This is a genomic window from Methylorubrum podarium (genome assembly GCF_040270385.1).
In the GTDB taxonomy this organism is placed as follows: Bacteria; Pseudomonadota; Alphaproteobacteria; order Rhizobiales; family Beijerinckiaceae; genus Methylobacterium; species Methylobacterium podarium.
In genome coordinates this window covers 1-10,578 of sequence record NZ_JBELQE010000109.1, presented here as the reverse complement: position 1 = coordinate 10,578, position 10,578 = coordinate 1, and the positions used below count along the sequence as shown (strand labels likewise).

Here is a 10,578-nt window from a genome sequence, read left to right as displayed (position 1 = left end):
GGGCGGGGCGGCCCGTCGACGAGGGCATCGCCGTCGCCGCGGGGGAAGAAGCGCGGGGCCGGCGGCGCGGCGGCGTAGCCCGGTTCGAACAGGGGCAGGTCGGCGGCGAAAGCGGGCGTGCCGAGGAGCCCGGCCATGGCAATGAGGGCACCGAGCACCCGCTGCCGACCGCCCGTCATCGCATCACACTCCCGCCCCGTCGCACGATGCCTCGCAGGTCAGGGTGAACGGGCCGTTACCGCCGTCCGCTCACGCCCGCGGATAGACGATGACCGAGAGATAGGTCATCGGCGTCTTGAGGAGCTTGGCCGGGCCGTGCAGGCCGTTCGAATCGAACATCAGCGCGTCGCCGGGTTCCAGGTGATAGTCCTGGCCCGAATGGTGATAGATCACCTCGCCGGTCAGCATGTAGATGAACTCCGTGCCGATGTGGCGGAAGCTCGTATAGGCCTCGGCCTCGTCCTGCAGGGTGATGAGGTAGGGCTCCACTACCACGTCGCCGCGGATGCCGGCGCCCAAGAGCTCGTAGAGATGGCCGACCTTGGTGCCGCGCCGCTCGATCGGCACGCCCTGGCCGCGCTTGACGTGGCTGCAGTCGCGGGTCTCCTCGAAGGCGGCGAAGAGCGCGGTGATCGGCACGTTGAGCGCCGAGGCGATGGCGTTGATCGAGGCCAGCGAGGGCGAGATCGCGCCGTTCTCGATCTTCGAGATCATGCCCGGCGAGATGCCGGCGGCGCTGCCGAGATCGGCCACCGACAGGTCGCGCTCGCGCCGCAGCAGGCGGACCTGATGGCCCAGCGCCTTCTCCAGCGGGCGCTCCTCGACGACGGGCGCGTTCGACGCTGTGTTGAGCATGGATCCCTGGCTGCCTCCGCGCGCCGGACGGCGCGAAACCATTATGGCGCAGGATTTTGAAGCCGCCACCGGGAAGGTTTGTTGAAGAGGACGGGTGCTTTGCACCCGTACGCGTCCCTCCAGCAGCGGAAGTCGGACAGCGCGGCGACCAAGTGGCTCCCCCAGCTGGCATTAACCCCGATGCCGGCATCCTGAGGCGGCCGAGGGTTAAACGAATGCGTCGCGCTTTCGATCAGCGCGACCTTGCCTCCCGCTGAAGAAGACTCGTCGGAGCCTTGCCCAACATCAAAAAGGGCCGGCGCAACGAGCGCCAGCCCCCTCCGACAGAACGGACTATCGTATCACAGATCCTAGAACGGGATGTCGTCGTCGAGGTCGTAGTTGGGCTTGCCGCCGCCGCCGCCGCCGCCCGAGGAGGGCCGGCGGTCGCCGCCGCCGGAGCGTCCGCCGCCGTACTCGTCGCGTCCGCCGCGGTCGCCACCCCGGTCGCCGCCGCGGCTGATCTGGCCGCCGCCCTCGTCCTCGCCCGCGAAGTCGCCGCCGCCCCCGCCGCGGCCGTCGAGGATCGTCATCTCGCCGCGGAAGCGCTGGAGCACCACCTCGGTCGTGTATTTCTCGACGCCCGACTGGTCGGCCCATTTGCGGGTCTGGAGCTGGCCCTCGATATAGACCTTCGAGCCTTTGCGCAGGTACTGCTCGGCCACGCGGGCGAGGTTCTCGTTGTAGATCACGACCGAGTGCCACTCGGTCTTCTCCTTGCGCTCGCCCGACATCTTGTCCTTCCAGGACTCCGACGTCGCGATGCGCAGGTTCACCACCGGGTCGCCCGAGGCCAGGCGCCGGGTCTCGGGATCGCGCCCGAGATTGCCGACCAGAATCACCTTGTTGACGCTGCCCGCCATCTCATCTCTCCATTCGAACCGATCTCACAGGGCATTTTTTCGTGACGCCCGCGAAGGCCGCGACTCTTGAGCATGGCGCCCTGCCGGGCAAGCCGTCGGCGAGGCTTGTGCACGCTAACCACTGAGGCCGCGCCCTCGTAGATGTTCTATATCTGTTCTCCCATTCCGACAAGCGCCGTCGCGCTCGCCGGAGCCTGGCTCGCGTCAGGACACCTTGACCACGAGCTTGCCGAAATTGGCGCCCTTCAGCATTCCGGCGAAGGCGGTGGGGGCGTTTTCCAGTCCCTCGACCACGTCCTCCCGCGCCTTGACCCGTCCGGCCCGCAGCCAGCCGCCGACGTCGCGCAGGAAGTCGCCCTGCATCGCGGCAAAATCCCGGACGATGAAACCGCGCAATGTCAGCCGCTTGGTGAGGATGGCGCGCATCAGCATCGGCGAACGGTCGGGGCCGGGGGGCAGTTCGCTCAGGTTGTAGCCCGCGACGAGGCCGCAGACCGGCACCCGCGCGAACTCGTTGAGGAGCGGCAGCACCGCGTCGAACACGGCGCCGCCGACATTCTCGAAATACACGTCGATGCCGTCGGGGCAGGCGCGGGAGAGCGCCTCGGGAAAGTCGTCGGCGCGGTGATCGACCGCGGCGTCGAAACCGAGCGTCTCGGTGAGGTAGGCGCATTTCTCCGCGCCCCCGGCGATGCCGACCGCCCGCGCGCCCTTGATGCGGGCGATCTGGCCGACGAGGGAGCCGACGGGTCCGGTGGCGGCGGCGACCACGACGGTCTCGCCCGGCTGCGGCCGGCCGATTTCGAGGAGGCCGGCATAGGCGGTCATGCCGGGCATGCCGAGGATGCCGAGAGCTTGGCTCGGCGGCCCGTCGGCGGGGTCGAGGCGGCGCAGGCCGCGCCCGTCCGAGACGGCGAAGTCCTGCCAGCCGGCATTGGCCAGCACGAGGTCGCCCTCGGCGAAGGCCGGGTTCTCCGAGGCGACCACCTCGCTCACCGTCTGGCCGACCATGGTCTCGCCGATCTCGACCGGCTTGGCGTAGGATTTCGCCGCGCTCATCCGCCCGCGCATGTAGGGATCGAGGGAGAGCCAGCGGGTCCGCAGCAGGACCTCCCCCTCCTTCGGGGCTGGAAGGCGTCCTTCCTCGAGGCGGAAATGTTCGGGCTTCGGCTCGCCGTGCGGGCGCGCGGCCAGCACGATCCGACGGTTGACGAGGGCCATGGAGCGCTCCGGCGTTGTTCGAGACGGAACCGGGCAGATGGGTCGCGCGCTGATTCCGGCAATGCAAGACGGCCTCGGCGAGATGGCCTCGGCGAGGCGGCACTGGGCGGAGATGCGCGATGGCGTGGAGGATGGCGGCCCTGACCGCGGCGGTGCTGGCGGCCGGCCCCGCCGGGGCGGCGGGGGAGGATCCGCTGGCGGGCTACCGCTGGAAGGCGCGGGTCCTCGTCCTGGCGGCGGGCGATGCGGGCGACCCGCGCCTCGCGGCGCAACGGCAGGCCCTCGCTTCCGCGCGGACGGGAGCGTCCGAGCGCGATCTCGTCACGGTCGAGGCGGTGGGACCGGGGGCCGACGCGGTGGCCCTGCGCCGTCGTCTCGGCCTGCCGGGCGATGCCTTCCGGGCGGTCCTCGTCGGCAAGGACGGCGGCGCCAAGCTCACCTCGGAGGAGCCGATCGCGCCGCAGCGCCTGTTCTCGACCATCGACGCCATGCCGATGCGGCGGGACGAGGCGAAGCGGCGCTGATGTTGTGCGAAGAGAAGAGGGGCCGCGTGCGGCCCCTCGTCGTTCCGTAACGGTCTCGCTGATCAGTAGCAGCGCTCGACAAGGACCCGGCGATAGCCCCAGGGCGTCCAGCGCAGGCGCGGGACGGTGTAGCAGCCGCCGCTGTAATAGGGGTCGTAGCCGACGGTCGAGTAGCCGTAGGGGCTGCCCCATCCGCCGTAGCCGTAGGGATAGCCGTACCCGCCATAGGCGCCGTAGAGGCCGCCCGCGGCGAGGCCCAGGCCGAGCCCGAGGCCGACACCGCCGAGGCCGATGCCGCGCCGGTAGCCGTAGCCACCGCGCCAGCCGCCATAGCCGCCGCGCCAGCCGCCATAGCCGGCGCCGCGATAGAAGCCGCCCCGGCCGGCGAACCCGCCGCCGAAGCGCGGACCGCCGAAGCCGCCGCCCCGGAACCCGCCGAAGCCGCCACCGCGGAACCCGCCGCCGAACCCACCGCCGTGGAAGCCGCCGAAGCCCGGACGGGCATCGGCGGTTGCCGGGATCATCATCAGCGCGCCCGCCATCGCGGCCGATGCCAGAACAACCCTTTTCATCAGATCGTCTCCCGAGAGAGAATTTCGCCATCCCCCGTTGGCTTTGAACGCTCGGCGGGAAAAATCGGTCCCTGCGACCTCTGGTCCCGAAGGCGGCGCGGTCGTGCCGGCGATCGGGAAGAGAGCGCCGATGATGTCCGCTTGAATGCTGCCATGCTTTCGCGCGAGGAGGGCGCACACGGCCGAGCCTGCTCCGCGCAGGCGGCCGCCAGACAGGAACCGCCCGCCCGTGACGCGCCGCTTCGCCGTTCTCGTTCCCGTTCTCGTCGCCGCCCTCGGCCCGCTCGCATCGGCGCCGGCCCGGGCGCAGCCGGCCGCCGCGACGGCGGTCACCGCTCCTACCACTGCTCCTGCCACCCCTCCCGCCAAGGGGCCGTGCCAGGCGGTCGAGTTCGAGGGCCAGCCCTACACGGTCTGCACCGTCGATCTGCGGCGCGAGCGCGTGCGGCTGTTCTGGCTCGGCGCGGACGGGCTGCCCTACGGCTCGCTGTCGGGTCTCGCCGAGCGGCAGGGCCAACGCCTCAGCTTCGCGATGAATGCGGGCATGTACGACAAGGGGCAGGCCCCGGTCGGGCTCTATGTCGAGGAGGGGCGCGAGATGAAGGGCGTCTCCACCGCCAATGGGCCGGGCAACTTCCACCTCAAGCCGAACGGCGTCTTCTACGTGAAGGGCGACCGGGCCGGCGTGCTCGACACCCCCCGCTACCTGCGGGCCAAGCCGGCCCCCGACTTCGCCACGCAATCGGGGCCGATGCTGGTGATCGACGGCAAGGTCCACCCGAAGATCTCGGCGGACGGCCCGAGCCAGAAGATCCGCAACGGCGTCGGCGTCCGCGACGGCGGGCGCGTGGCGGTGTTCGCGATCTCGGAGCGCCCCGTCACCTTCGGCGCCTTCGCCCGCCTGTTCAAGGACAGCCTCGGCTGCCGCAACGCCCTGTTCCTCGACGGCAGCGTCTCGAGCCTCTACGCGCCCGGCCTCGGCCGCTCCGACCTCAGCCGCCCGCTCGGGCCGCTGGTGGGGGCCGTCGGGAAGTAGAGCATCGTCCCGAAAGGCGGCTGCCGGCTTTCGGAAAAAGACGATGCTAATTCAGGGACCAAGAGCATCGTCCTGGATTCGATCTCCAGGACGATGCTCTGGAGCGGGCGCTATCGCTGCCCGAAGGCCGCGCTCTTGAACAGATCCTTGTACTGGTGCGGCTGGCTGCGCCAGTACTGCTTCGGCGCCCGCACCTGCGCCCCGAGTTCGGCCGCGGCGTGCCAGGGCCAGCGGGGATCGTAGAGCATCGCGCGGGCGAGCGAGACCGCGTCGGCCTTGCCCTCGGCCAGAATGGTCTCCGCCTGGCGCGGCTCGGTGATGAGGCCGACCGCGATGGTGGTGAGTCCGGTCTCCGCCTTGATCCGCTCGGCGAAGGGCACCTGATAGCCCGGCCCCAGCGTGATCTTCTGGGCGGTCGAGAGGCCGCCGGTCGAGACGTGGATGGCGGCCGCGCCGCGGCGTCCGAGGGCGCGGGCGAGCTCCACCGTCTGGTCGAGGTCCCAGCCCTCCTCGACCCAGTCCGTCGCCGAGACCCGCATCCAGACCGGCTTGCCGGCGGGCACGGCCTCGCGCACCGCCTCGAAACATTCGAGAGGGAAGCGCATCCGGTTCTCCAGGCTGCCGCCGTACTGGTCCTCGCGGCGGTTGGAGAGCGGCGACAGGAACTGGTGCAGCAGGTAGCCGTGGGCACCGTGCAGCTCGACGCCGTCGATGCCCAGCCGCATGGCGCGCTTCGCCGTGGCGACGAAGCCCTCGCGCACCCGCCTCAAACCCTCCGCGTCGAGGACGTGCGGCGGCACCTCGCTCGCCGCGTGGGGGATCGCCGAGGGCGCTTCGGTGAGCCAGCCGTCGACGGCCTCCGGCGCGATCTGCGCGCCGCCCTCCCAGGGGGCGCGGCTCGACGCCTTGCGGCCGGCATGGTTGATCTGGATCGCCACCGGGATCGGTGCGGCGCCGCGCACGGCGTCGAGCACCCGGGCCAGCGCCCGCTCGGTGGCGTCGTCGTAGAGGCCGAGATCGCCGGGCGAGATCCGCGCCTCGGGCGAGATCGCCGTCGCCTCCAGGGTGAGCAGCCCGGCCCCGGACTGCGCGAGCTGGCCGAGATGCATCAGGTGCCAGTCGGTCGCCGCACCGGCCAGCGCCGAGTACTGGCACATCGGCGCGATGATGATGCGGTTCTCGAGCTCCAGGGCGTCCAGGCGCAGGGGCTCGAACAGGCGGGCGGACATCGGCAGGCTCCGGACACGGTGGCGGCGGTCGGCGGCCTATCTGGGACAGGCGGGTCCCGACCACCAGCCCGGAACCGCGCATGGGAGATCCGAGATCCTTCGCGGGATCGATCGGCGGGATCCGTTCGCCGGATCCTTGCCGCAGACTTCCCCCGGCGGCCGACTCCCCCATCTCACCCCCTGCGCAGCGCGAGAGGATCGTTCGGGATGGGCTTGCTGGTCGAGGGCGCGTGGCACGACAGGGGCTACGACACCGCCAAATCCGGCGGGCGCTTCGAGCGCTCGGCCTCCGCTTTCCGCAACTGGGTGACGCCCGACGGCGCCCCCGGCCCCTCGGGGGAGGGCGGGTTCGCGGGCGAGGCGGGGCGCTACCACCTCATCGTCGCGCTCGCCTGCCCCTGGGCCCACCGCACCCTGATCGTCCGCCGGCTCAAGAGTCTGGAGGCGGCCATCACCGTCTCCGTGGTCTCGCCGTACATGCGCGAGGAGGGCTGGGTGTTTCGGGCCGAGGAGGAGGGCGGCGTGCCGGGCTCGACCGCGGAGCCGCTGTTCGGCGCCGGGCGGCTCTACGAGATCTATGTCCGCGCCAAGCCCGACTATTCCGGCCGCGTGACCGTGCCGGTGCTGTGGGACAAGGCGCGCCGGACCATCGTCTCGAACGAATCGGCCGAGATCATCCGCATGCTGAACGACGCCTTCGGCGCGGAGGGGCCGGACCTCTACCCGGAGGCCCTCCGGGCCGAGATCGATGCGGTCAACGCGCGCGTCTACGACCGGGTCAACAACGGCGTCTACAAGGCGGGCTTCGCCACCACGCAGGACGCCTACGAGGAGGCCTTCACCGCCCTGTTCGCCGAGCTCGACGCGCTCGAAGACCGGCTCGACCGGCAGCGCTACCTCTGCGGATCGTCGCTCACCGAGGCCGACATCCGCCTGTTCACCACGCTGGTGCGGTTCGACGCGGTCTATGTCGGGCACTTCAAGTGCAACCGGCGCCGGATCGCGGACTACCCCAACCTGTCGAACTACCTTCGCGACCTCTACGCCCTGCCCGGCGTGGCGGAGACGGTGAACCTCGACCAGATCAAGCGCCACTATTACGGCAGCCATGCCGGCATCAACCCGACGGGGATCGTGCCGCTCGGCCCCGAACTCCACTTCGATGCGCCCAACGATCGCGCCCTGCGCTTCGGCGGTTGAACCGGCCGCAGCTCGGGAAATATCCATCGCGACACGCGGCACCGAGTGCCGACCAGGAGGAACCCCACGCCATGACGACCCTCTCGCGCGCCCCGCTTCTCGCGCTCCTCGGCCTGCTGGCCGCCGGCCCGGCCACGGCCCAGCAGGGGGCGGAGGTGACGATGACCGGTCGCTGCGAGCGTCTGGTGATCGGCGGCCTCGACGTCACCCAGAACTGCAAGGAGCAGCTCGTCAACACGGTCTCGCGCGGGCGCACGACCTTCGACTTCGCCGCCTGGGACGGCCAGACCCTGAGCTTCAGCGGCTCCGGGGCGCAGCACGAGCAGACCGAGGAGACCGAGCAGCTGCAGCCGATCAGCCTCGTGGTGGCGGGCATGAAGAATAAGGAGGGCATCGTCCGCAGTCCCACCCCCGCGGTCGGCGCCTGCAAGTTCTCGCGGCCCGAGCCGGGCAAGACGATGATCGCCTGCGAGGCGAATGCGCAGGGCAAGACCTATGCGGGCGTGTTCGTCACCGATGCCAAACCCGGCGCGGAGCCGGGCAAGGAGGGGGCCGCAGGCTCGGCGAAGGACGCCCCGAAGGAGGGGCCGGCCAGCGCGCCCAAGCCCTGAGCGGGAATCCGTTCAGGGCTATCGCGCGAAGAGCGCCGCGCGGAGCGGGTTTTCCGAGGCATGAGCCTCGGAAAGCGTCGAGCGGAGCGATAGCCTGAGCCCGCGGAGGCGGGCGCCGGCGACTGAGGCCAGCGAAAAATAAGGGTGATCGCTTTCAAGCGATCGCCCCGAATTCGTTCCCGGCGGCCCTTCGAAAACGTCTGGTCAGCTGCGTCGCGAAGCCCCATGTAACGGGCCGGTGCGGTGCGAACCTGCGCGGCACGCACCGACTTGCGTTTTTGTGATTGTTCGAGGGCTCCATGCTCGAAGCCAACGCCGCCGCCGGCGCTCCCGCCGACGGCCTCATCAAGGACACCACCACGGCGGGCTTCCGGCAGGACGTCATCGCCGAATCGATGAACCAGCCGGTGATCGTCGATTTCTGGGCGCCCTGGTGCGGCCCGTGCAAGCAGCTCACGCCGGTCCTCGAGAAGGTGGTGCGGGCGGCCGGCGGCCGGGTGAAGCTCGCCAAGCTCAACATCGACGAGCATCCGGGCGTCTGGCAGCAGATCGGCCAGCAGCTCGGCCTGCAATCGATCCCCGCCGTGATCGCGATCGACCGCGGCCGCCCGGTGGACGCCTTCATGGGCGCCGTGCCGGAAACCGAGGTGCGCGCCTTCGTCGACCGGCTCGCCGGCCCCTCCGAGATCGATCAGGTGCTCGAAGAGGCCGCCGCCGTCGCCTCGGCCGGCGACCTCGCCTCGGCCTCCGAACTCTATGCCGCGGTGCTGCGCGAGGAGCCGGAGAACCTCAAGGCCATCGCCGGGCTGGCCAAGACCCAGCTCGAACTCGGCGAGACCGAGAACGCCCGGCAGGTTCTCGCCATGGTGCCCGCGGAGAAGGCCGGCGACCCGCTGCTCGCGGGCGTGCGCGCGGCCCTCGAACTCGCCGATCAGGCCGAGAGCCTGGGCGACCTCGCCGGCCTGCAGAAGCGGATCGAGGCCGACGGGAACGACTTCCAGGCTCGGTTCGACCTCGCCCTCGGCCTCAACGCCGCCGGCAAGCGCGACGAGGCGGTCGACCAGCTCGTCGCCATCGCCCGCGCCGACCGGAGCTGGAACGAGGACGCCGCCCGCAAGCAGCTGCTCCAGTTCTTCGAGGCCTGGGGCCTGATGGACTCGGCCGCGATCCGCGGACGCCGCCAACTCTCGACGCTGCTGTTCTCGTGAGGCAAAATCCCCGCGAGAGCGTGACGGCGACCGAAGCCGGACGGGGCACCCGCCGCCCCCTCCCTCAGCAGGAAAGCCGCGCATGAGTCCGCAGCCGAGCTGCAAGTCGCCGGCGGATTGCCCCGCCATCATTCCGATCTTCCCGCTGCCGGGGGCGCTGCTGCTGCCGCGGGGGCAGATGCCGCTCAACATCTTCGAGCCGCGCTACCTCGCCATGGTGGACGACGCGCTGCGCTCCGAGCGGATCATCGGCATGATCCAGCCCGACGCGGAGGGCGGCGGCTCGCCGCTCAGCCCCCGGCTCTACCGCGTCGGCTGTGCCGGGCGGATCAGCCAGTTCGCCGAGACCGGCGACGGGCGCTACCTCATCTCGCTCACCGGCGTCAGCCGCTTCCGGGTCGAGAGCGAACTCGCCGTCACCACCGCCTACCGCCGCTGCCAGGTGTCCTACGAGACCTTCGCCCAGGATTTCGAGGCGCGGGCGGGGGAGGAGGCGGTCGACCGCGACGGCGTGCTGCGGGCCCTGCGCAACTTCATCGAGGCCAACGAGCTCCAGGTCGATTGGGCCGGCATCGAGGAGGCGCCGAACGAGGCGCTGGTCAACGCGCTCTGCATGATGAGCCCGTTCGGCGTGCGCGAGAAGCAGGCGATGCTGGAGGCGCCCGACCTCAAGACGCGGGCCGAGGTGCTGGTCGCCGTGACCGAGATGGAACTCGTGCGCGCCAGCGGCTCCGAGCCGACCCTGCAGTAGTTTTCACGTCTCCCGGCCGCTCCGCCGGCCGCGAGTCAGCCCACCGGAAGTGACACGAACCATGGCCGATAGCTCTGCCCCGCCCGTCGAGGCGACCCGGGTCGATCCCCGTCTGCTCGAACTCCTCGTCTGCCCGCTGACCAAGGAGCCGCTGGAATACGATTCCGCCCGCGAGGAGCTGATCAGCCGCTCCGCCAAGCTGGCCTACCCGATCCGCGACGGCATCCCGATCATGCTGCCGGAAGAGGCGCGCTCGCTGACGGAGTGATTCTTTTCTGTCAGAGGCGCCGTCATCGCGAGCGGAGCGAAGCGATCCAGCGGCGCGACCGATAATACCGTTTCCGGTTGATCACTTCAGCCGCCGTCGCCCCGCTCCTCCCCCTTGTGGGGAGGAGGCAGGAGGTGGGGGTGGTTCAGGATGAGGCGGTGCGGTGCCTTCTGCACCACCCCCACCCCGAACCCCTCCCCA

The 10,578-nt window shown here is 70.6% G+C and carries 12 protein-coding genes; 7 read left to right on the top strand and 5 right to left on the bottom strand.

Annotated elements, in window-relative coordinates; translation table 11 throughout:
• Window positions 1-249: 249 nt before the first annotated feature.
• From ABS772_RS21185 to ABS772_RS21175, 3 genes are all read right to left on the bottom strand, one after another.
• Window positions 250-855 carry a helix-turn-helix domain-containing protein gene (locus ABS772_RS21185; protein ID WP_350396732.1) on the bottom strand — a complete coding sequence of 202 codons (606 nt, stop codon included), beginning with the start codon at window positions 853-855 and terminating at the stop codon, window positions 250-252.
• A 350-nt stretch (window positions 856-1,205) separates the two neighbouring features.
• The gene (gene ssb / locus ABS772_RS21180; RefSeq protein WP_350396731.1) at window positions 1,206-1,757 is read right to left on the bottom strand and encodes a single-stranded DNA-binding protein; all 552 of its coding nucleotides are present in this window, start codon (window positions 1,755-1,757) and stop codon (window positions 1,206-1,208) included.
• A gap of 204 nt (window positions 1,758-1,961) precedes the next feature.
• Complete coding sequence (locus ABS772_RS21175; RefSeq protein WP_350396730.1) at window positions 1,962-2,978, bottom strand: NADP-dependent oxidoreductase; 1,017 nt, start codon at window positions 2,976-2,978, stop codon at window positions 1,962-1,964.
• Between the two features lie 119 nt (window positions 2,979-3,097).
• Here ABS772_RS21175 and ABS772_RS21170 point away from each other — a divergent pair, with 119 nt between their 5' ends.
• On the top strand, window positions 3,098-3,502 hold the full coding sequence (locus ABS772_RS21170) for a DUF4174 domain-containing protein (RefSeq protein ID WP_238255798.1): 405 nt from the start codon (window positions 3,098-3,100) through the stop codon (window positions 3,500-3,502).
• A gap of 62 nt (window positions 3,503-3,564) precedes the next feature.
• Here the strand turns inward: ABS772_RS21170 and ABS772_RS21165 are convergent, their stop codons facing one another.
• Window positions 3,565-4,074: a hypothetical protein gene (locus ABS772_RS21165; protein WP_350396728.1), complete on the bottom strand. Its 510-nt coding sequence runs from the start codon at window positions 4,072-4,074 to the stop codon at window positions 3,565-3,567.
• 229 nt (window positions 4,075-4,303) lie between these two features.
• Here ABS772_RS21165 and ABS772_RS21160 point away from each other — a divergent pair, with 229 nt between their 5' ends.
• Window positions 4,304-5,110, top strand: a complete 807-nt coding sequence (locus ABS772_RS21160; protein ID WP_350396727.1) for a phosphodiester glycosidase family protein — start codon at window positions 4,304-4,306, stop codon at window positions 5,108-5,110.
• A gap of 110 nt (window positions 5,111-5,220) precedes the next feature.
• On the opposite strand, the gene ABS772_RS21155 is transcribed toward ABS772_RS21160, so the two are convergent.
• Window positions 5,221-6,339: an NADH:flavin oxidoreductase/NADH oxidase gene (locus ABS772_RS21155; RefSeq protein WP_350396726.1), complete on the bottom strand. Its 1,119-nt coding sequence runs from the start codon at window positions 6,337-6,339 to the stop codon at window positions 5,221-5,223.
• Between the two features lie 207 nt (window positions 6,340-6,546).
• On the opposite strand from ABS772_RS21155, the gene ABS772_RS21150 reads away from it, so the two are divergent.
• From ABS772_RS21150 to ABS772_RS21130, 5 genes are all read left to right on the top strand, one after another.
• Window positions 6,547-7,539 (top strand): glutathione S-transferase family protein, encoded by a 993-nt coding sequence (locus ABS772_RS21150; protein WP_350396724.1) that lies wholly within the window; start codon window positions 6,547-6,549, stop codon window positions 7,537-7,539.
• A gap of 71 nt (window positions 7,540-7,610) precedes the next feature.
• Window positions 7,611-8,150, top strand: coding sequence for a hypothetical protein (locus ABS772_RS21145; protein WP_350396722.1), 540 nt, complete (start codon window positions 7,611-7,613; stop codon window positions 8,148-8,150).
• A 299-nt stretch (window positions 8,151-8,449) separates the two neighbouring features.
• Entirely contained in the window at window positions 8,450-9,358 is a 909-nt protein-coding gene (locus tag ABS772_RS21140) for a co-chaperone YbbN (protein ID WP_350396720.1), read from the top strand.
• An 82-nt stretch (window positions 9,359-9,440) separates the two neighbouring features.
• On the top strand, window positions 9,441-10,109 hold the full coding sequence (locus ABS772_RS21135; protein WP_350396718.1) for an LON peptidase substrate-binding domain-containing protein: 669 nt from the start codon (window positions 9,441-9,443) through the stop codon (window positions 10,107-10,109).
• Between the two features lie 61 nt (window positions 10,110-10,170).
• Window positions 10,171-10,377 carry a Trm112 family protein gene (locus ABS772_RS21130; RefSeq protein ID WP_350396714.1) on the top strand — a complete coding sequence of 69 codons (207 nt, stop codon included), beginning with the start codon at window positions 10,171-10,173 and terminating at the stop codon, window positions 10,375-10,377.
• Window positions 10,378-10,578 lie beyond the last annotated feature (201 nt).

Coding starts and splice junctions, on each gene's coding strand:
- ABS772_RS21185 (WP_350396732.1), bottom strand. CDS start 855: ATGCTCAACACAGCGTCGAACGCGCCCGTCGTCGAGGAGCGCCCGCTG.
- ssb (WP_350396731.1), bottom strand. CDS start 1,757: ATGGCGGGCAGCGTCAACAAGGTGATTCTGGTCGGCAATCTCGGGCGC.
- ABS772_RS21165 (WP_350396728.1), bottom strand. CDS start 4,074: ATGAAAAGGGTTGTTCTGGCATCGGCCGCGATGGCGGGCGCGCTGATG.
- ABS772_RS21155 (WP_350396726.1), bottom strand. CDS start 6,339: ATGTCCGCCCGCCTGTTCGAGCCCCTGCGCCTGGACGCCCTGGAGCTC.
- ABS772_RS21145 (WP_350396722.1), top strand. CDS start 7,611: ATGACGACCCTCTCGCGCGCCCCGCTTCTCGCGCTCCTCGGCCTGCTG.
- ABS772_RS21175 (WP_350396730.1), bottom strand. CDS start 2,978: ATGGCCCTCGTCAACCGTCGGATCGTGCTGGCCGCGCGCCCGCACGGC.
- ABS772_RS21140 (WP_350396720.1), top strand. CDS start 8,450: ATGCTCGAAGCCAACGCCGCCGCCGGCGCTCCCGCCGACGGCCTCATC.
- ABS772_RS21150 (WP_350396724.1), top strand. CDS start 6,547: ATGGGCTTGCTGGTCGAGGGCGCGTGGCACGACAGGGGCTACGACACC.
- ABS772_RS21135 (WP_350396718.1), top strand. CDS start 9,441: ATGAGTCCGCAGCCGAGCTGCAAGTCGCCGGCGGATTGCCCCGCCATC.
- ABS772_RS21130 (WP_350396714.1), top strand. CDS start 10,171: ATGGCCGATAGCTCTGCCCCGCCCGTCGAGGCGACCCGGGTCGATCCC.
- ABS772_RS21170 (WP_238255798.1), top strand. CDS start 3,098: ATGGCGTGGAGGATGGCGGCCCTGACCGCGGCGGTGCTGGCGGCCGGC.